The sequence below is a fragment of the Variovorax sp. NFACC27 genome, assembly GCF_048301545.1.
Classification (GTDB): Bacteria; Pseudomonadota; Gammaproteobacteria; order Burkholderiales; family Burkholderiaceae_C; genus Variovorax; species Variovorax gossypii.
In genome coordinates, this window is the sequence record NZ_CP157613.1 from 3,937,506 (window position 1) to 3,955,767 (window position 18,262).

Genomic DNA, 18,262 nt, shown 5'->3' on the forward strand with positions numbered 1-18,262 from the left:
TAAGGTTATTTCTGAAACGTACTACCCGAATCGTCCAGTACGAGGTAACTGATGAGCGATCGGAGGAGAAAAAGCGGCCCGGCGGCCCGCTCCGGATGCCCGAAAGGCCCGTTCGAGGAGGGGTACTCCTGGGGAGAACTCAGGGGAAACAAGGGGGAAACCGCATCGACCGGCCACCGCACCACTGCTTCGGGTGCGGGCCTCGCTTCGCCTGCGGGCCATGCGGAAAGTGCACGCGGAAGTGTGTCGAAAAATGAAACATCCTCCCGGAGCCGACTGTTATGAATTGCCGATGCCTGTAACCGTATAAGAAATATCTGTACAAAATCAAGAAATCGAAAAAACTGGTGAGAGCGCTCCGATTGCGCAAAATCCAATTCACCGGAACCCGTAAATGCTCAGCGACATCCTATTACCCGATGTAGTTCTGGAGCGCCGCGGCAACTATCTGGAATCAATTCTTCCCGGTAATTCAGATGCATTGACCGCCAACGCGATCTACTTCGGTAATGAGGCCTGGGCGAGGGAATATCTGGCTTCCTGCCACCGCGACGGGCACTTCCGAAACCGCTGGCTGGCCGCCGGCGGCGACTGGACGGACAAGGTCGTCATCGACCTTGGTTGCGGCCCGGGCAATGTCTTCGCAACGCTGGGCGGCAGGCCGAAATTGCTCGTCGGCGTCGACGTGGCCGCGGGTTCGCTGGAGCTGGCCGCGTTCGAGGGCTACATCGCGGTGCTGGCGGACGCCGCGCACACGCCGTTCCGCTCGCAGGTGGCGGACATCGTGGCCATCAATGCCACGCTGCACCACTGCGACGACATGAAGGCGGTGCTCGAGGAGGGCGCCCGCCTGGTGAAGCCCGACGGCCTGCTGATCACCGACCACGATCCGCAGCTGACGGCGTGGGACTACCGGGGACTGGCCCGCATGCTGTGGAACACGCGTCTGTGGGTCTACCGCGTGATGGGGCGCGGCTTCCACAAGACCGGCAGCCAGCAGTCGCGGGGGCTGCGGACCGAAATACATCACCGGCCCGGCGACGGCGTGACGAGGGAGCTCTTCGAGTCCACGCTGATGCCGCTGGGCTTCGAGGTCCGCGTGCATCCGCACAACCATCAGGCAGGAGCCGGCGTCCTTCGCGGGGAAGCCGGCCCCATGCAATGGAAGTACCGCATGGGCAGCCTGCTGTCGGGCCGCGACCCCGGCGCGCCCTCGAGTGCGCTTTCTCTGATGTGCATCGCGAGGCGCACGGGCGCGAAAAACCCCGCGGTCGGCTGAACGCCCGGCCACTGCTGGTAGCCTCCCGGATTCTTCGAGCGCGGTCCCGGGCACCGGGGCGCGCAAGATTCAGGTCATCCAGGAAGGAATCCGGTAGTGGTTGTTGTGACAGGAAGGAACTGGCGTGCCGGCATGGTGCTGGCCGCGGCATTGATGGTGGCGGCGTGCTCCACCTCTCCCAAGGCACCGGTGGCGGGGCCGGGCGAATACGTCGTCCAGCCGGGCGACACGCTCTACCGCATCGCGTCGAAGGCCGGCCGTTCGCCGGGCGACATCGCACGCTGGAACAACCTGCAGGATCCGGACAAGCTGGAAGCAGGGCAGGTGCTGCGCGTGGTGCCGCCGGGCGGCGGCGCTTCTTCCGGCGCATCGCCCGAGCCGTCCCCGGGAAGGAGCCCGGGTGCGGAGCGTCCCGAACGCCCGGAGCGCGCGAGGCCGCCCAGGGCCGCGGCGCCGGAGCCGGCCGCGCCGCCCGCGTCGAGGCGCAGCGACTGGGCCTGGCCCGCGCCGGGCCAGGTGATCGCGGGCTTCAACGGCACCAGCAGCAAGGGCGTCGACATCGGCGGCAACACCGGCGACCCGGTGGCCTCCATCGGCGCGGGCAAGGTGGCGGTGACGGAAACGCTGCGCGGCTACGGCAGCGTGGTGATGGTCGACCACGGCGGCTCCTACATGTCGGTCTACACCAACCTGCGCTCGGTGCAGGTCAAGCAGGGCCAGCAGGTGAAGCAGGGGCAGAAGCTCGCCGAGATCGGCAGCCCCGACGGCGGACGCGCCAAGCTGCACTTCGAGATCCGCTACCGCGGCAATGCCGTCGATCCGCGCCAGTACCTGCCGGCACGGTAGGCAAGGCCAGGGCAGGACGCGTTCCCGCGCGTTCTGTTCTTTCTCTCTGGCGAACGACATCCCCCGAATTGGCGATACCGCAACGCCTGCGAAGTACGCAGACTTCCGCTCCTGATTCTGTACAAGGGGGCGTAGATGGAAGTCGTGCATTGGGTGTTCCTCATTCTCGGCAGCGCGCTGGCTCTGACCACGCAGTGGTTCCTGATCGCCCCGTTCAGCCTGGACTGGCGACCGCTGCGCGCGCAGATCGTCGTGCAGGTCACTCAGGCGGCCGCGCTGCTCGAAGAGTGCGCCGCCACGGCCGACTCGACCGCCTAGCCGTCCGCACCCCGCACGGGGCGGCGGTCGACGTCGGACCGGAGCGCGCGCCATCTAAGATGCGCACTCTTCTGGAATGACGTATGCAGACGCGGTAGGCAAAGGGGGCCACGACGCATGATTTCTTTGCTCCACACCGCGGACTGGCAGATCGGCCGCGTTTTCTCCCAATTCGAACCCGACGATGCCGCCGCGCTGTTCGAGGCGCGCTTCAAGGCGGTGGAACGGCTGGCCGCCATCGCGGCCGAACGCAAGGTCGACGCAGTGCTGGTCGCGGGCGACGTGTTCGACCTGCAGACCGTGTCGGACAAGACCATCCGGCGCATGTTCAACGCCATGCAGGGCTTCGCGGGGCCCTGGCTGCTGATCCCGGGCAATCACGACTCGGCACTGAGCGAATCCGTCTGGAGCCGCGCGCAGCGGCTGGGCGCCGTCGCGCCGAACATCGTCTGCTGCCTGGAGCCCAGGCCCCACAAGGTGGCGGGCAAGTTCACGCTGTTGCCCGCGCCCCTCACGCAGCGCCACACCTATGGCGACCTCACCGACTGGTTCGCCGCCGAACCGGACGAGGAGGGCCTGCCCCGCATCGGACTGGCGCATGGCTGCGTGCAGGGCATCCTGTCGGAAGACATCGACTCGGCCAACCCCATCGCCGCCGGTCGCGCGGCACAGGCCCGGCTCGACTACCTCGCGCTCGGCGACTGGCACGGCACGCGGCAGATCGACGATCGCACCTGGTACGCGGGCACGCCCGAGACCGATCGCTTCCGCGCCAACGATTCGGGCCAGGCGCTGCTCGTCGCCATCGACGGCGCAGGCGCGGTGCCGGCGGTCGAGCCCGTGCGCGTCGGCCAGTTCGACTGGCAGCAATGGGAACCGCGGCTCGCTGTGCCCTCCGACATCGACGAACTGGTGCGAAAGCTCGAGCAGATCGGCAGCGGCGACGTGCTGCAGCTGCGCGCCCAGGGCACCTGCGACCTCGCCGGCCATAACCGGCTGGGCGCCGCACTCGATGCGGCCCGCGCCCGGGCCCGGGCGCTGGTGTGGGAAGGCGAGGCGCTGCGGCTGGAACCGACCGAGGAGGACATCCAGGCGCTGCACGCCGACGGCTTCGTGGGCGAGGCGCTGCAGGCACTGCGCGAGCAACAGGGCGACACAGACGCGGAACTGGCCCGCGACGCGCTGCTCACGCTGGCGCGCATCCTCGGCGCGCAGCAGAGCTCCTCGTACGCGGGAGCCGGCGCATGAGCATGAAGCTGCAGCGGCTTCGCATCGAGAACTTCAAGCTGTTTCGCGCGCCGTTCGAGATCGACGGCCTCACGGACGGGCTGAACCTCTTCGCGGCCCCCAACGAATCGGGCAAGTCCACCGTCGCCGAGGCGATCCGCGCCGCCTTCTTCGAGCGGCACCGATCGAGCGCCGTCGAGCATCTGCGGCCATGGGGCGAGAGCTCGGCCACGCCCATGGTGGAAGTCGATTTCGAACTCGACGGCAAGCCCTGCCGGCTCACCAAGGCCTTCCTCGGCAAGAAGCGCTGCGAGCTGGTGATCGACGGCAGGCCGATGGACGGCGCGGTGGCCGAAGACCACCTGGCGGCGCTGCTGGGCTTCCGCTTTCCGGGCAAGGGCGCCAGCACGCCCGAGCACATGGGCATTCCGGGCCTGCTGTGGATCAGGCAGGGCACTTCACACGACATCGCCAGCGCGGTGGGCTTCGCCAGCGACCACCTGCGCAACGCGCTCGGCGAGTCGCTGGGCGAACTGGCCGCCAGCAACGGCGACGCGGTGCTGAAGGCAGTGGAGGCCGAGCGCAACGAGTTGCTCACACCCTCCACCGGCACGCCGCGCGGTGCCTACGCGGACGCCAACAAGCTGCGGGGGGAACTCGAAGAGAGGCTGGAAGAACTGCTTGCCGACGTCGAGTCCTACCGCTCCGGCGTGGACCGCCTTTCCGGCCTGCGCCGCGATCACCAGCGCGACGAGGCGGCCAAGCCATGGACGGCATTGCGCGAGCAGCTGGTCGTCGCGCAGCAGCGGCTGGACGAGGCCAAGGGACTGGACCAGAAGAAGACCGCGCAGGAGGCCGCGCTGAAGCAGATCGGCGCACAGGTGAGCTCATGGCGCACCCAGCTCCAGGCGATGGAGCGCGAGGAAGCGACGCTCGGCCAGCGGGAGAAGAACCTGCAGGCGACGCAGGAAGGTCTCGCCAGGGCGATCGGCGAACTCCAGGCTTGGGAACCCCGTCATGCGGCGGCGGCGAAGGCCGATGCCGCGGCGCGTGAAGCCCTTCGCCTGGCACGGCAGGCCGCATCACGCGTTGCGCAGGAGAAAACCGTCGAGGGCCTGGCCGAGCAGTTCGCCGTTCTCTCGCAGAGCCACGAGAAGGCGAAGGCCGAACAGGAGAAGGTCACGCGCCTGCAGGCCGAGGCGCAGGCGCTCGCAGTGCCGGACGGCGAACTCAGGCGATTGCGGCATTGCGCGGACGCGCTCCGCACGGCGCAAGCCAGGTTGGACGCAGTGGCTACGGCCCTGGAGTTCGAACTTCAGCCATCGGCCGGAGTGTGCGTGGCCGGCGAGGAACTGTCCGGCTCGACGCGGCGGACCGTCATCGCGCGAACCGACATCGAGATCGAAGGCGTAGGCCGCATCACCGTGTTGCCGGGCGGCGCGGATCTCGAAAGCCTCGCCATCGAACGTGACCAGGCACGCGACGAACTCGCTGCGCTGCTCCAGGGCCTGCGCGCGGAAAGCGTCGCTGCCGTCGAGGAGCGCGTGCGGCAGGAGGCTCTGCGCAAGAGCGAAGCCGCCGCGGCCGAAGCCGTGCTGGCTGCGCTGGCGCCCAAGGGGCTGGGCGCGCTCGCCGCGGACATGGCGACGCGCGAGGCCCGGCTCGCGGAAGCCAGGAAGGTGCTGCAGGACATGCCGCCCGCACCCGCGAGCGATGCGGCGTCGCTCTCGAGCGCGCAGGCCGAGTCGCAGGAGGTCGCCGCGCGCGCCGCGCTGGAAACGGCCTCCGCCGCGCTCAACGACGCGAAGGTGGCGGCCGGGAACGCACGCGAACAGGTCAAGGCCGCCCAGGACGAACTCGCGGCGGTCAAGGCCACGCTGGACGACCCCGCACGGGCCGGCAGGAAGACGGAAGCCGGCGGCGCACTGACCGACGCGCTTGCGCAGCAGTCGGCCATCCAGGACAAGGTGGCCGAGCTGGCCCAACGACTGCAGACCATCAACCTGCCGGTGCTCGCGCAGGACGTGGAACGGCTGGACCGCAGCATCAGGCAGGCCGAAGCCGCGCACAACCAGCGTGCCACCGAGATCACGCGGCTGGAAGCCGAACTCGAGGCCCGGGGCGCCCTGGGCCAGGAGGAGGCAGCCTCGGAGACGCAGCGCGAGCTCGAGCACGCCACGCGGCGCTGCGCGGAACTCGAACGGCGGGCGAGGGCGCTCGACCATCTGCTGAAGCTGCTGCGCGAGAAGCGCTCGGCATTGGCGCAGCGCCTGCGCGCGCCGCTGCAGAAGCATCTCGACCACTACCTGCAGATTCTTTTCCCCGGCGCGCAGGTGGAGGTTGGAGAAGATCTCTCGCCGGGCCGCATCACGCGGCAAGGGCTGCGCGGCGCCCAGAGCGGCGCCTTCGAAGAGCTCAGCGTGGGCGCTCGCGAGCAGATGGGCGTCGTCGCCCGGCTGGCCTACGCGGACCTGCTGAGAGAAGCGCGCAAGCCGACCCTGCTCATCCTCGACGACGCACTGGTGAACACCGACGAGGAGCGCCTGCGGCAGATGAAGCGGGTGCTGTACGACGCGGCGGCCCGCCACCAGATACTGATCTTCAGCTGCCACCCCGAGGCATGGCGCGATCTCGGCGTGGTCGCGCGCAGCATTCCCTGAACTCCCTCCTGCGGCACGGCAGGCGGCGATAGGCCATTCGGCCATCGGCCGCTTGTCACGCCGCGTTCCGGGTGCTTTGTCATGCCCGCAAGCCCGCGCCCACGGGGGATTTGACTCCCTCAAAAAGGGGCGCTCCGCTCATGTGCGGAAACGCCGCGATTCCTACAGTCACCCCCAAGGCCCAACGCCTCTGCCCATGCCGGGCAACAGGTGCTCCAGGCCGGCAACGACAACCGGGGGATTTGCATGGAACCGCTCGCACTGCTGCCGACGACCTTCATGAACCTTCTGCGCGAAGACGCAGGAATGTCGTTCATGGAGTTCGCGCTGATCGGAGCGCTGGTGATGGTCGTGTGCCTCCTGCTGCTGCTCGCCATCCGGCGCAGCGCCTGAACCCGTGGAGCCCATCATGCAGGAACTCGACGCCGTTCTCGAACTGCTGGCGATGCTGGTCACCGACGTTCGCACCGTCGCGCTGCTCGCGCTGCTCGCCGTGGCCGCGGTCAGCGACTGGCGCTTCTACCGTATTCCCAACTGGCTGACCTTCGGCGGCGCGCTCTTCGCGCTGGTCTACGGCACGCTGGCCGCGCGTACGCCCATGGCCGGGGCGGCGAGCGCCTTCGGCGGACTGGGCGTCGGCTTCGCGGCGATGGTGCCGTTCTACGTCATCGGGGTCATGGGGGCAGGCGACGTCAAGCTGATGGCGATGTCGGGCGCCTTCATCGGGCCCGAGCAGACGCTGATGGCCGTGCTCTTCACATTCATTGCGGGCGGCGTGGCGGCCATGGGCTTCGCCATCCACCGCCGCCGCGTCGGACACATGCTGGCCAACGTCAAGGACGCCGCACAGGGCGTGATGTTCTCCAGCATCGCCGGAATTCGCCCCTCGGGGCGCATCGATGCCAGCCAGTCCGTGGGGAAGCTGCCCTACGGCATCTGCATCGCAGCGGGCACGGCGATCGAAGTGCTCGCGCACCAGCTGGGCTACGTCTAGCCCTCTCATCTCTTACCTGCGACGGAGGTTCACATGAAGAACATCAAGGCGATCGGGCTGATCCTTCTGGCCCTGCTTACGGGCCTGGCGGCAGCCGTCTACGCGGCCGGCTGGATCTCCAGGCAAGGCGGCATCGCGTCCAACAAGGTCGTGGTGGCGGCGGTCGACATCGAACTGGGCAGCCGCGTCAACGCGCAGATGCTCACCACGGTCGACTGGCCCAGCGGCTCGGTGCCGAACGGCTCGTTCGGCGAGATCAAGGCGCTGCAGGACCGCGTCGTGAAAGTCGGCGTGCTGCGCGGCGAGGCGCTCATGGAGGGCAAGCTGGCACCGGTGGGCACGCAGGGCGGGCTCTCGGCGGTGATCGCCAGCGGCAAACGGGCCATGACGGTGCGCGTCAACGACGTGGTCGGCGTCGCAGGCTTCGCGCTGCCGGGCAACTACGTCGACGTGATGGTCAACGCCCAGCAGGACAAGGGCCGCGGCGAAGAAGCGCTGCAGATCAGCAAGACCGTGCTCGAGAAGGTGCTGGTGCTGGCGGTGGCGCAGGAAGCCAACCGCGACGATACCAAGCCCAAGGTCGTGAGCGCCGTCACGCTCGAGCTCTCGCTCGAGGACTCCGAAAAGCTCGACCTGGCCCGCAGCGTAGGAACCCTGTCGCTGGTGCTTCGCAACCAGATGGACAAGACCACCGTCGCCACCGACGGCATCACCAAGGGCCAACTCTTCGGCGCGAAGGAGATCGTGCAGGTCTCCACCGCCGCAGCGCCGACTCCCGCCCGCCCGCGTGTTCGTCACGCAGGCCCCGCCGCTCAGCCGGCTTCCCAGTGCGTGGAGGTCATCCAGCACTCGGGCAGTTCGCTCACCTGCTTCTGACCCCAAACGACAGGAGGAACACCAAGTGCGCCATATCTCCACAAAACTCGCCAGCCTGCTGGCGACCATCGCGACCGCGGCGACTCCCGCCATGGCCGCGGAGGTCGCGGCAACCGCCGCCGCCACGGGCGCCATGCCCACGGCAGCAGTCGCCTCGACGTCAGCCGCCGCCGCGGCTGCGTCCGGCAACACCGGGCCGGGCAGCAGCCGCCGCTGCACGGCCATCATTCCCGACGACCAGCCTACACAGGCGGTGCTGGGCAAGTCGGTCGTCATTCCACTGAAGGCGCGCGTTGTGCGCATCGTGGTCAGCGGCCAGCCGCCGGCCCGGGCTGCCGTGCCAGCCGCTGCGGCAGCCGCCGTGCCGGCGGGCATGCAGCCCCCGCCGGCCCAGGCCGCGAACGCCAACGCCGGAGACGGCATCGCGGACGTCGACGTGACGCTGCTGAGCCCGACCGACCTGTTCTTCCGCGGCCGCCAGGCAGGCTCGATGAACGTGGTGCTGCAAAGCGCCGACGGCACCTGCTACATCAAGGACGTGATCGTCACCATCGATCCGCTGGCGCTGCAGGCCAAGCTGGCCGAGCTGATGCCCGACGAGCGCCGCATCCGCGTTCGCAGTGCCGAGAAGTCCATCGTTCTCACCGGCGAGATCAGCGACGCGCTCAAGCTCGACGACGTGATGAACCTGGCCTCGGCCTACGGCGCCGACGGCAAGAAGGTGGTGAACCTGCTGCGCGTCGCAACGCCGCAGCAGGTGATGCTCGAGGTGAAGATCGCCGAGGTCAGCAAGACGCTGCTCGACCGGCTGGGTTCGCGCGTCGGCATTGCGCGCACCGGCAACGGCGGACTGAACAACTACTCGCTGATCTCCAATTTCCTGAGCACCGGCGCCGGCCTGGCGCAGGCGCTGCGCATCGGGCGCACCTCGCTGACCATCGACGGCCAGAAGGACGACGGCCTGGTGCGCATCCTTGCGGAGCCCAACATCATGGCCATCAGCGGGCAGCAGGCCAGCTTCCTGTCGGGCGGCAAGATCTTCATTCCGGTGGCGCAGAACGCCGCCGGCGGCGGCGGGACGAACATCACGCTGGAAGAGAAGGAGTTCGGCATCGGGGTCAAGTTCACTCCGACCGTGCTCAATGGCGACCGGGTCAACCTCAAGCTGGTGTCCGAGGTGTCGGACCTGACGCAGACCGGTTCTCCCTTCACCACCGTCTCGGGCGTCACCGCCGTGCTGCCCTCACTGACGGTGCGGCGCGCCGACACAACCGTGCAGCTCAACGACGGACAGAGCTTCGTCATCGCAGGGCTCATCAAGAGCAACGTGAACGAGACGATCAAGCGCTATCCGGGCCTGGGCGAAGTGCCGGTGATGGGAGCGCTGTTCCGAAGCACCGAATTCCAGAACGAGCAGACCGAGCTGATGTTCGTCATCACGCCGCGCCTGGTGAAGCCGCTTGCCGAATCGCCGAGGGTGCCGACGGACAACCATGTCGTTCCCAGCCGCGCCGAGGTCTATCTCAACGGAGCCCTCGAGAGCTCCACCCCGGCCCCGGCCGCCCCCGCCAGCGAAACCCCGTGAGGAGCACCGTCATGTTCATCATCAGATCGACCACCGTCGCGCTCGTCTGCCTTCTCGGCGCCAGCTGCTCGACCGTCACGCCCAACTACGACGCGCGCTTCGGCGACGCGGTGCGCGACGCCAAGAAGAAGATGACGATCAACCCGAACGCCGGCAAGAACGGCGACCCCGTCACCGGCATGGACGGTCGCGCCTCGCGCGAGGCGATGCACCAGTACCAGGAGTCGTACAAGACGCCGCCGCCGGCGGTCAACGTCATCAACATCGGTGGACAGATCGGCGGACAGAGCGCCGGCAACTCGAAGTGATGCACGCACCACACATTGCATTAGCCAGGCCCGCTTCCTCGGGACTCACGCGGAAAGGAGAGTGACACGAATCGAAACGAACTTTCTTCCCTCACTCATGTTTTCTCGAACCTGATTTCCAACCGTTCAAACCTTGAAAGGAACGAACCATGAAAAACTTTCTCAAGGCCATCGGCCAATCGACCCAAGGCTTCCTGCGCGAAGAAGAGGGCGCCCAGGTCGTCGAGTACGCGCTGATCATCGCGGTCGTCTCGATCGCCCTGGTCGTTGCGCTGAAGGCGCTCACCAACAACGGTGGCGGCTTCTCGAGCTTCATCACCCGCGTGACCAACTGCCTCACCACGACGACCTGCACGTGAGTGGCCGGCCGGGCGGACCGGGCCTTCGGGCCCGGCCCATTGCCCGCCAGTCGTCGCGTTCGCATTCCTCGCCATACGGAAAAAAGGAGCAACCCATGTTCAAGTCATTTCTGAAAGACGAAAGCGGTGCCCAGGTCGTCGAGTACGCACTGATCATCGCCGTCGTTTCCATCGCGCTGGTGATCGCGCTGCAGGTGCTCACGACGGGCAACAGCTTCAGCTCGTTCATCTCCCGCGTCGCCACCTGCCTCGGTGGCACGAGCTGCACCTGAGCCCGCGTCTGCCGGACCACCTCTGTTGCACAGGAGCCGATCATGCATGTACGCCGTTCTCCCCGCCGCCAGCGCGGCGCGATGATCGTCACAGCCGCGCTGATCCTTTTGTTCCTGATGGGGTTCATGGGCATCGCCCTGGACTTCGGGCACCTGTTCGTGGTCAAGACCGAGCTGCAGACAGCTGTCGACAGCTGCGCCCTGTCCGCCGCGCGTGAGCTCGACGGGCAGGGTACGGCGATCACCCGTGCAACTAGCGCGGGCCAGACCGCAGGCAATGCGAACCGCGTGAACATGCAGTCGAGCACCTGGAGCGGACAGGGCCAGATCGTCGCGACCGACATCACCTTCCGCGACGCCTCGTACGCCGTCACCACGACGCCCGCCCTGGCGCGCTATGCCCAGTGCGTGCACACGCAACCCAACATCAACATCTGGCTCATGAAGGCGATGGGCGCCTTCTCGGGCGATACCGCCGGCAACCCCGCCACGCGCAGCGTCACCGCGAGAGCGGTCGCCACTCGCGCCAGCGCGCAGACCGCGTGCCCCATTCCGGTCGCGGCGAAGCCCAAGGCGGGCGGTACCGCGCCGAACTACGGTTTCGTGACCGGCGAATGGGTGACGCTCATCATGGCGCAGAACGCAGCCGCGGGTGGCCAGATCGGCTGGGCCAACCTCGACGGCAGCAACAGCGCCTCGGAGACCGAAGCCGAACTCAACGGCCGCTGCGGCGCCAGGGTCGGCGACACCATCGGCACTCCTGGTGTGCAGACCTCGGTGGCCGATGTCTGGAACCAGCGCTTCGGCATCTACAAGAACAGCGGCGATCCGAGCGTGGGGCGGCCCGACTACACCGGCTATGCCTACACCTCGCTCAACTGGCCTGCGCAGTTCAATGCCTACAACGGCACGCCAGGCGCCGGAGCACCCGCCAGCGCACAGAACTTCGTGACCAAGCGGGCCTCCTTCGCGTCGTGCGCCGACACCGGCACGAAGGTGAAGGGTGCGAACAGCTGCGAATCGATCACCGGGCTGTCGCTCAACAGTTTCCAGAAGCTGGCCAACCCGGGCAATGTCGCCGGGGGCCACATGCAGTACGGCCTCGACCGCCGCTTCGTGACAGTGCCGGTCATCGATGGCGGCAACCACGTGATCGACTACCTCTGCATGCTGATGCTGCAGCCGCTGAGCATCCCGATGACCGACGTGCAGCTCGAGTTCCTCGGCAACGCCGGTGCCACCGGCAGCCCCTGCACCACCAGCGGGCTCGCGGGCGGATCGGCCGGGCCGCTGGTTCCGGTCCTGGTGAGATAAGGACAGGAGGCACGCCATGAAGCCATCTCGTCGCGTACAGCAAGGCGTAGCGCTGGTCGAACTGGCGCTGATCATTCCGCTGCTGCTGTTGCTGACCTTCATCACCACGGAATTCGGCCGCGCGATGTACGAGTACAACGCGGTGGTCAAGTCGACGCGCGACGCGGTGCGCTACCTGTCGGTGCAGACGCAGGGCACTCACATCACCGAGGCGCAGAACCTGATCGTGTACGGCAACACGGCCGGCACCGGATCGCCGGTGGCGCGCGGGCTGAGCCTGTCGAACGTGCCGGCCGGAAGCTGCTGCACCTGGCAGTCGGCCGGCGCGAATCCGATCATCACCACGGTGACGGTGCGCGTCACCGGCTACACCTTCCATTCGCTGTTTCCCTCGGTGATCGGCGTGGTCTTCGCCAACTCCAGCGGCAACATCGTCTTCAGCGACATCACCGCCAGCATGAGGGCGCCATCATGAGAAGAAACCGCACCACCGGCGCGACCACGGTCGAGTTCGCGCTCGGGCTGATCATCTTCCTCATGTTCCTGCTGGGCATCGTGGACTTCGCCCGCATGCTGTTCACATGGAATGCGGCCCAGGAGGCGACGCGCGCCGGGGCCAGGTACGCGGTGGTGTGCGACGACACCGCCCAGCAGGCGCTCGTGCTCGCGCGCATGAAGGCGCTGCTGCCGCAGATCAGCACCGTGTCGGTGGCATGGGCGCCCTCGGGCTGCACCGCCGCCACCTGCCAGGGCGTCACCGTCAGCATCACCGGGCTCAACTACCAGTGGATCTCGCCGATCGCGAGCGCGACCGCTCCGCTGATCCCGATGCCGGGCTTCTCCACCTACCTGCCACGCGAGGTCATGCGCAAGGACCCGAACAGCGCGGCCATCTGCTCCTAGCCATCAACGCAACGGACACACCATGAAGATCGCCATCATCTCTCCCAACCCCAACCACCTGCAGGACATGCGCAAGGTGCTGGAGGCGCGCTCGCACACCGTGTCGCTCTTCGAGGGCGGCAAGAGCCGGATGCAGTGGGCCGTCGAGAAAGCCTCGCCCGACCTCGTGCTGGTCGACGGCATGTGCTGCGACCTCCAGGAGCTGGCGCTGATCGAGAAGCTCACGCTGCGACACCCGGCGATCGCGGTGGTGCTTCTCTGCGCGATGCAGACGCCGGAATTCCTGATCCACGCAATGCGCGCGGGAGTTCGCGAGGTACTGCCGTCGCCCGCGGACACCACGGCGCTGGAAGCCGCCGTCGAGCGCATCGCGCTCAAGATGGCCGGGGCCCAGGCGCGCGCCCCCGGGCAGGTGGTGGCCTTCATGCCGTGCAAGGGTGGCAGCGGCTCGACCTTTCTCGCGACAAACATCGCCTACCAGCTCTCCAGGGAGCGCTCGGTGCTGCTGATCGACCTGAACCTGCAGTTCGGCGACGCGCTGTCGTACGTGAGCGACCTTCGGCCGAGCTCCACGATGGCGGACGTTGCCCGTGACATCGGCCGCCTCGACGCCTCGCTGCTCGCGGCGAGCGTGGTGGCGGTGTCGCCGGGCTTCAGCATTCTTCCGGCGCCGGAGGATCTTTCCCGCGCGATGGACGTGAAGGCCGAGCACATCGACGCGATCCTGCAGGTTGCGCTGGGCGTGTACGACTTCGTGATATTCGACCTCGGCCCGCGCATCGACACGCTCTCGATCCGCGTGCTGGACCGCGCCGATCGCATCTTCCCCGTGCTGCAGCCGAGCCTGCCCCACATCCGCAACGTGACGCGGCTGATGCAGGTGTTCAAGTCGCTGGGCTATCCGCCCGCCAAGGTCGAGCTGCTGGTGAACCGCAGCGCCGGTGGCGGCGAGATCGGCCTTTCGGACATGCGCCGCTCGCTGGTGGGCGCGTCGCTCACGATCGTGCCCGACGGCGGCAAGGACGTGGATGCTTCCATCAACCGCGGTGTGCCGCTGGCGGAAATGTCGCGCGGCAGTGCGCTCGCCAGGAAGCTCGCCGACATCGCCCACGCGCTCAGCCCGCGTCAGGAGGCGGCACCCGGCTTCATCGGGCGGCTGTTCCGCCGCGCGTAAGCAGGCATCGATCACCCCATTCAACAGCAAGGCAGGTTCCCCATGTCATTCAGAGAACAGCTCAATGCCATCGAAGCCGACATCGACACGCGCCCGGGAGGGCCGGCCGTAGAGCAGCCCGTGTCGCCCTTCGCCTCGGATACCTACAAGTTGCTGAAGGAGCGCATGCACCTGAAGCTGCTCGAGCGCTTCGACCTCGCGGCGCTCGAGACGCTGAAACCCGACGTGCTGCGCCAGGAAATCTCCACCATGACCACGCGGCTGCTGCAGGAGGAGCCCGAGGCGCTCAACGACATCGAGCGGCGCACGCTCATCCGCGACATCCAGCACGAGATGCTCGGCTTCGGGCCGATCGAGCTGCTGATGGCGGACCCGTCGGTCTCGGACATCCTGGTCAACTCGCACGAGAAGATCTACGTGGAGCGCCGGGGCCGGCTGGAGCTGACCAACGTCAGCTTCACCGACGAGAAGCACCTGCTGCGCATCATCGACAAGATCGTCTCGCTGGTGGGGCGTCGCATCGACGAGTCGAGCCCGATGGTCGACGCTCGGCTGCCAGACGGATCGCGCGTCAACGCGGTCATCGCGCCGGTGGCACTGGACGGGCCGATGATGTCGATCCGGCGTTTCGCGAAGATCCCGCTGCGCATGGAGAACCTCGTGAACGAGCTCAAGACGCTGACGCCGCAGATGGCGCAAATGCTCGAGGGCCTGTCCCAGGCGAAGGTCAACATGCTCATCTCCGGCGGCACGGGCGCCGGCAAGACCACGCTGCTGAACATCCTCTCGGGCTTCATTCCGCCGACCGAACGCATCATCACCATCGAGGACGCGGCGGAGCTCCAGCTGCAACAGCCGCACGTGGCGCGCATGGAGACGCGGCCGATGAACATCGAGGGCAAGGGCGAGATCACGCAGCGCGCGCTGGTGCGCAACGCGCTGCGCATGCGGCCCGACCGCATCGTGATCGGCGAAGTGCGCGGCGCCGAGGCTGTCGACATGCTGCAGGCCATGAACACCGGCCATGAGGGCTCGCTCACCACCATCCACGCCAATACGCCGCGCGACGCGCTGGCACGGCTGGAGAACATGATCGGCATGGCCAACCTGAACCTGCCGCACCGCACGGTGCGCCAGCAGATCGCATCGGCCATTACCGTGGTCGTGCAGGTGCTGCGGCTGGTGGACGGGCGGCGCAAGGTCACCAGCATCCAGGAGATCACCGGCATGGAAGGCGAGGTAGTCACCATGCAGGAGATCTTCAGCTTCCGCCAGACCGGCATGGGGCCCGACGGCCAGGTGCGCGGGTATTTCCACGCGACAGGTGTCAGGCCGAAGTTCGCGGAGCGGCTGCATGCCTACGGCGTGGACCTGCCCGACACGATCTTCGACCCCGACAAGCACTACGAATAACCAGGAACAACCATAGAGCCAACAGGAGGCCGCCATGCTCAACAACCTTGGGGGCAATACCCTCATCACCGTCACCGTGCTGGTGTTCGTGACCGTGCTGCTCATGCTCGAGGGCCTCTACATGCTGTGGCGCTCCTACAAGGGGCCCGAGGCGCGCAAGATCGAAAAGCGGCTGCAGGCGTTCTCGGCAGCGACCGACCACACGCCGCAGGCCCACCTGGTCAAGGAGCGCATGCTCAGCGAGGTGCCGTGGATGCAGCGCATGCTGCTGACGCTGCCGCGGGCGCACCGGCTGGATCGCTTCATCCTGCAGGCGGGCCTGGACTGGACGGTTTCCAGCTTCCTGCTGGTTTCCTGCGTGCTGGGCGTGTTCGTGTTCTTCGTGCTGATGCTGGTCGTGCGCGAGTCGCTGCTGTTCGCGCTCGTGGCCGGCGGCTGCGCGGCGATGCTTCCCGCGATCTACCTGCAGCGCCAGCGCAGCCGGCGGCTGACTCGCATGGAAAAGCAGCTGCCCGAGGCGCTGGACCTGGTGACGCGGGCCCTGCGCGCGGGGCATTCGTTCGCCAGCGGCGTGCAGATGATCGGCGAGGAAATGGCCGAGCCGATCGCCAGCGAGTTCCGCATGGTCGCCGACGAGGTGAACTTCGGTGTCTCGCTGCAGCAGGCCCTGACCAATCTCAGCGAGCGCGTGCCGCTCACCGACCTGCGCTACTTCGTGGTGTCGGTGCTGATCCAGCGCGATTCGGGCGGCAACCTGACGGAGGTGCTGACCAACCTCAGCCGGCTGATCCGCGACAGGCTCAAGCTGCTCGCGCGGGTGCGGGTGCTGTCGTCCGAGGGGCGGCTGTCGGCCTGGATCCTGAGCCTGATGCCGTTCGCCCTCGCGGCGCTGGTGAACATCTTCAATCCCGAATTCATGGCACCGCTGTGGACTGACCCGATCGGCCAGACGGTGCTCAAGTACATGCTGGTGGTGATGCTCATCGGCATCGTGCTGCTGCGCAAGATCGTGAAGATCCGCGTCTGAAGGAGAAAGTCATGACCATGCTGTTTCCCATCCTCGTCTTCCTGACCGTGTCGCTGGCGATCATCGGCCTGGCGGTGTGGCTATCTCCCACGCGTACCGAGCAGCGCCTGCAGGCGATGGCGGGGCCGGCGGGCAAGTCGGCCTGGACCGAGACCGCCGTCAAGCTCGTCGGTCCCTTCGCGCAGCTGTCCTCGCCCACCAACGACGCCGAGCTGTCGCCGCTGCGCGTGCGCTTCCTGAACGCGGGCATCCGCTATCCGGACGCCTATCTCGTCTACTTCGGCATGAAGACGCTGCTGCCGCTGGGCTTTGCCGCGCTCGCCTTCGTCGGGCTGCGGGCAACCGGAACGGCGGACGACGGCACGGTGCTGATGCTGCTGCTCGCGCTGGCGGCGCTCGCCGGCTGCTACCTGCCCAACCTGGTGCTGCGCCTGCTCATCCGCGCGCGCCGGCGCGAGATCTTCGAGAACTTTCCCGATGCCGCCGACCTGATGCTGGTGTGCGTCGAGGCCGGGCTCGGCCTGGATGCCGGGCTGGTCAAGGTCACGGACGAAATCCAGGTGAAGAGCAGGGCGCTGGCGCAGGAACTGCACTGGACCAACCTGGAGATGCGCGCCGGCGGCACGCGCGAGAAGTCGCTGCGCAACCTGGCACTGCGCACGGGCGTGGAAGAGATCGGAACCTTCGCGACCATGCTGACCCAGGCGGACCGCTTCGGCACGAGCATCGGCGAGTCGCTGCGGGTTTTCTCCGACGACCTGCGCCACAAGCGCCATGTGCGCGCCGAGGAACTGGCCGCAAAGGTGCCGACCAAGATGCTGGTGCCGCTGGTGCTGTGCATCTTCCCGTGCATCTCGCTGGTCATCCTCACGCCTGCGGCGATCCGCGTGGTGCGGATGATCATGCCGATGCTGAGCGGGACTTGAGCAGGAACTGAGCGCCTTTCGGGGCGCTTTCCGGATTCATCACGCCGCGCCGGCATCCGGCGCGGCGTTTTCGTTTCAATGCTGCACGGCGTCGAGCTGATGCTTCACCGCGTAGATGTACAGCTCGAGACGGTTCGAAACACCGAGCTTCTGGTAGATCGAGGTGAGGTGGTTGCGCAGCGTGTGCTCGGTGACGAAGAGCTTCGCGGCCAGTGCCTTGTTGGAGGCGCCACTGCCGGCGACGACGGTGTTGATGATCTCGCGTTCCTTCTGCGTCAGGCTCGCTCGCCTGGAGGCTTCGGGATCGGCCTTCTGCGGCTTCTTCACCGCCGTGAGCTCGTAGAAGACGCGGCCGATGGACTGGGCGTCGACGCAGAGTTCGCCGTTGTAGACGCGCTCGATGGAGTCGATCACCTGCTGGGCCGGGGCGTCCTTGCGCATCACGCCGCGTGCGCCGTGCAGCACCGCGAGGTCGAGCGTGCGCTGCTCGCGCTCCGCGGTGAGCACCACGACGCGAGACACCTCGTTCGACACGAGCTTCGGCAGGATGTCGAGGGCGCAATGGCCGTCCAGGTCCAGGTCGAGCACGATGACGTCGGGCGCGAGGCTTTCCGACGTCGCCACCGCGTCCTCGCAGCAACGGGCCGTGCCCACCACCTTCATGCGCGGATGCTCGCCATCGATCAGCCTGGACAGGCCCCACAGCATGGTCTGGTGGTCGTCCACGAGCAGGACGCCGATGGGATGAGCAACTGGTTGCATGGTGGGCTCCTTGACTTGT

The 18,262-nt window shown here is 67.3% G+C and carries 20 protein-coding genes; 19 read left to right on the top strand and 1 reads right to left on the bottom strand.

From position 1 onward, the window contains the following. The first annotated feature begins 394 nt into the window (after nucleotides 1-394). From ABL840_RS18455 to ABL840_RS18545, 19 genes are all read left to right on the top strand, one after another. Nucleotides 395-1,279: a class I SAM-dependent methyltransferase gene (locus ABL840_RS18455; protein WP_093307131.1), complete on the top strand. Its 885-nt coding sequence runs from the start codon at nucleotides 395-397 to the stop codon at nucleotides 1,277-1,279. A 96-nt stretch (nucleotides 1,280-1,375) separates the two neighbouring features. Continuing rightward, the gene (locus tag ABL840_RS18460; protein WP_418116325.1) at nucleotides 1,376-2,125 is read left to right on the top strand and encodes a peptidoglycan DD-metalloendopeptidase family protein; all 750 of its coding nucleotides are present in this window, start codon (nucleotides 1,376-1,378) and stop codon (nucleotides 2,123-2,125) included. A 135-nt stretch (nucleotides 2,126-2,260) separates the two neighbouring features. Further along, nucleotides 2,261-2,443 carry a hypothetical protein gene (locus ABL840_RS18465; RefSeq protein WP_093195181.1) on the top strand — a complete coding sequence of 61 codons (183 nt, stop codon included), beginning with the start codon at nucleotides 2,261-2,263 and terminating at the stop codon, nucleotides 2,441-2,443. Nucleotides 2,444-2,560: 117 nt separating this feature from the next. After that, nucleotides 2,561-3,691, top strand: a complete 1,131-nt coding sequence (locus ABL840_RS18470) for a metallophosphoesterase family protein (RefSeq protein WP_093307132.1) — start codon at nucleotides 2,561-2,563, stop codon at nucleotides 3,689-3,691. Continuing rightward, nucleotides 3,688-6,330 (top strand): AAA family ATPase, encoded by a 2,643-nt coding sequence (locus tag ABL840_RS18475; RefSeq protein WP_418116326.1) that lies wholly within the window; start codon nucleotides 3,688-3,690, stop codon nucleotides 6,328-6,330. Before ABL840_RS18470 ends, ABL840_RS18475 begins: the two co-directional genes overlap by 4 nt. A 246-nt stretch (nucleotides 6,331-6,576) precedes the next feature. Further along, entirely contained in the window at nucleotides 6,577-6,723 is a 147-nt protein-coding gene (locus ABL840_RS18480; protein ID WP_170217031.1) for a hypothetical protein, read from the top strand. A gap of 16 nt (nucleotides 6,724-6,739) precedes the next feature. Then, nucleotides 6,740-7,324: an A24 family peptidase gene (locus ABL840_RS18485; RefSeq protein ID WP_093307134.1), complete on the top strand. Its 585-nt coding sequence runs from the start codon at nucleotides 6,740-6,742 to the stop codon at nucleotides 7,322-7,324. Nucleotides 7,325-7,357: 33 nt separating this feature from the next. Next, entirely contained in the window at nucleotides 7,358-8,200 is an 843-nt protein-coding gene (gene cpaB, locus ABL840_RS18490) for a Flp pilus assembly protein CpaB (RefSeq protein WP_093307135.1), read from the top strand. Between the two features lie 91 nt (nucleotides 8,201-8,291). Further along, entirely contained in the window at nucleotides 8,292-9,785 is a 1,494-nt protein-coding gene (locus tag ABL840_RS18495) for a type II and III secretion system protein family protein (protein ID WP_371287125.1), read from the top strand. A gap of 11 nt (nucleotides 9,786-9,796) precedes the next feature. Then, nucleotides 9,797-10,093 (top strand): hypothetical protein, encoded by a 297-nt coding sequence (locus ABL840_RS18500; RefSeq protein ID WP_093307136.1) that lies wholly within the window; start codon nucleotides 9,797-9,799, stop codon nucleotides 10,091-10,093. A gap of 149 nt (nucleotides 10,094-10,242) precedes the next feature. Beyond that, nucleotides 10,243-10,452, top strand: coding sequence for a Flp family type IVb pilin (locus ABL840_RS18505; protein WP_093195174.1), 210 nt, complete (start codon nucleotides 10,243-10,245; stop codon nucleotides 10,450-10,452). Between the two features lie 95 nt (nucleotides 10,453-10,547). Further along, complete coding sequence (locus ABL840_RS18510) at nucleotides 10,548-10,724, top strand: Flp family type IVb pilin (RefSeq protein WP_093195173.1); 177 nt, start codon at nucleotides 10,548-10,550, stop codon at nucleotides 10,722-10,724. Nucleotides 10,725-10,766: 42 nt separating this feature from the next. Beyond that, the gene (locus tag ABL840_RS18515) at nucleotides 10,767-12,038 is read left to right on the top strand and encodes a pilus assembly protein TadG-related protein (protein ID WP_093307137.1); all 1,272 of its coding nucleotides are present in this window, start codon (nucleotides 10,767-10,769) and stop codon (nucleotides 12,036-12,038) included. 16 nt (nucleotides 12,039-12,054) lie between these two features. Next, nucleotides 12,055-12,513, top strand: coding sequence for a TadE/TadG family type IV pilus assembly protein (locus ABL840_RS18520; protein WP_093307138.1), 459 nt, complete (start codon nucleotides 12,055-12,057; stop codon nucleotides 12,511-12,513). Further along, a complete protein-coding gene (locus tag ABL840_RS18525) occupies nucleotides 12,510-12,941 on the top strand; it encodes a TadE/TadG family type IV pilus assembly protein (protein ID WP_093195170.1) in 432 nt (143 codons plus the stop codon). The genes ABL840_RS18520 and ABL840_RS18525 overlap by 4 nt, the downstream gene beginning before the upstream one ends. Before the next feature lie 22 nt (nucleotides 12,942-12,963). Further along, nucleotides 12,964-14,115, top strand: coding sequence for an AAA family ATPase (locus tag ABL840_RS18530; RefSeq protein WP_093195169.1), 1,152 nt, complete (start codon nucleotides 12,964-12,966; stop codon nucleotides 14,113-14,115). Between the two features lie 42 nt (nucleotides 14,116-14,157). Then, entirely contained in the window at nucleotides 14,158-15,528 is a 1,371-nt protein-coding gene (locus ABL840_RS18535; protein ID WP_093195168.1) for a CpaF family protein, read from the top strand. 34 nt (nucleotides 15,529-15,562) lie between these two features. Continuing rightward, a complete protein-coding gene (locus ABL840_RS18540; protein ID WP_093307139.1) occupies nucleotides 15,563-16,555 on the top strand; it encodes a type II secretion system F family protein in 993 nt (330 codons plus the stop codon). Between the two features lie 11 nt (nucleotides 16,556-16,566). After that, nucleotides 16,567-17,481: a type II secretion system F family protein gene (locus ABL840_RS18545; protein ID WP_093195166.1), complete on the top strand. Its 915-nt coding sequence runs from the start codon at nucleotides 16,567-16,569 to the stop codon at nucleotides 17,479-17,481. Nucleotides 17,482-17,556: 75 nt separating this feature from the next. Here ABL840_RS18545 and ABL840_RS18550 read toward each other — a convergent pair whose 3' ends face one another. Further along, nucleotides 17,557-18,243, bottom strand: a complete 687-nt coding sequence (locus ABL840_RS18550) for a response regulator (RefSeq protein WP_093195165.1) — start codon at nucleotides 18,241-18,243, stop codon at nucleotides 17,557-17,559. Between the last annotated feature and the right edge of the window lie 19 nt (nucleotides 18,244-18,262).

What these genes read in the sequence shown, in the direction of transcription:
- ABL840_RS18465 (WP_093195181.1), top strand. Translation starts at nt 2,261, where the DNA reads ATGGAAGTCGTGCATTGGGTGTTCCTCATTCTCGGCAGCGCGCTGGCT.
- ABL840_RS18550 (WP_093195165.1), bottom strand. Translation starts at nt 18,243, where the DNA reads ATGCAACCAGTTGCTCATCCCATCGGCGTCCTGCTCGTGGACGACCAC.
- ABL840_RS18485 (WP_093307134.1), top strand. Translation starts at nt 6,740, where the DNA reads ATGCAGGAACTCGACGCCGTTCTCGAACTGCTGGCGATGCTGGTCACC.
- ABL840_RS18475 (WP_418116326.1), top strand. Translation starts at nt 3,688, where the DNA reads ATGAGCATGAAGCTGCAGCGGCTTCGCATCGAGAACTTCAAGCTGTTT.
- cpaB (WP_093307135.1), top strand. Translation starts at nt 7,358, where the DNA reads ATGAAGAACATCAAGGCGATCGGGCTGATCCTTCTGGCCCTGCTTACG.
- ABL840_RS18505 (WP_093195174.1), top strand. Translation starts at nt 10,243, where the DNA reads ATGAAAAACTTTCTCAAGGCCATCGGCCAATCGACCCAAGGCTTCCTG.
- ABL840_RS18510 (WP_093195173.1), top strand. Translation starts at nt 10,548, where the DNA reads ATGTTCAAGTCATTTCTGAAAGACGAAAGCGGTGCCCAGGTCGTCGAG.
- ABL840_RS18545 (WP_093195166.1), top strand. Translation starts at nt 16,567, where the DNA reads ATGACCATGCTGTTTCCCATCCTCGTCTTCCTGACCGTGTCGCTGGCG.
- ABL840_RS18540 (WP_093307139.1), top strand. Translation starts at nt 15,563, where the DNA reads ATGCTCAACAACCTTGGGGGCAATACCCTCATCACCGTCACCGTGCTG.
- ABL840_RS18455 (WP_093307131.1), top strand. Translation starts at nt 395, where the DNA reads ATGCTCAGCGACATCCTATTACCCGATGTAGTTCTGGAGCGCCGCGGC.
- ABL840_RS18535 (WP_093195168.1), top strand. Translation starts at nt 14,158, where the DNA reads ATGTCATTCAGAGAACAGCTCAATGCCATCGAAGCCGACATCGACACG.
- ABL840_RS18515 (WP_093307137.1), top strand. Translation starts at nt 10,767, where the DNA reads ATGCATGTACGCCGTTCTCCCCGCCGCCAGCGCGGCGCGATGATCGTC.
- ABL840_RS18525 (WP_093195170.1), top strand. Translation starts at nt 12,510, where the DNA reads ATGAGAAGAAACCGCACCACCGGCGCGACCACGGTCGAGTTCGCGCTC.
- ABL840_RS18530 (WP_093195169.1), top strand. Translation starts at nt 12,964, where the DNA reads ATGAAGATCGCCATCATCTCTCCCAACCCCAACCACCTGCAGGACATG.
- ABL840_RS18500 (WP_093307136.1), top strand. Translation starts at nt 9,797, where the DNA reads ATGTTCATCATCAGATCGACCACCGTCGCGCTCGTCTGCCTTCTCGGC.
- ABL840_RS18520 (WP_093307138.1), top strand. Translation starts at nt 12,055, where the DNA reads ATGAAGCCATCTCGTCGCGTACAGCAAGGCGTAGCGCTGGTCGAACTG.
- ABL840_RS18480 (WP_170217031.1), top strand. Translation starts at nt 6,577, where the DNA reads ATGGAACCGCTCGCACTGCTGCCGACGACCTTCATGAACCTTCTGCGC.
- ABL840_RS18470 (WP_093307132.1), top strand. Translation starts at nt 2,561, where the DNA reads ATGATTTCTTTGCTCCACACCGCGGACTGGCAGATCGGCCGCGTTTTC.
- ABL840_RS18495 (WP_371287125.1), top strand. Translation starts at nt 8,292, where the DNA reads ATGGCCGCGGAGGTCGCGGCAACCGCCGCCGCCACGGGCGCCATGCCC.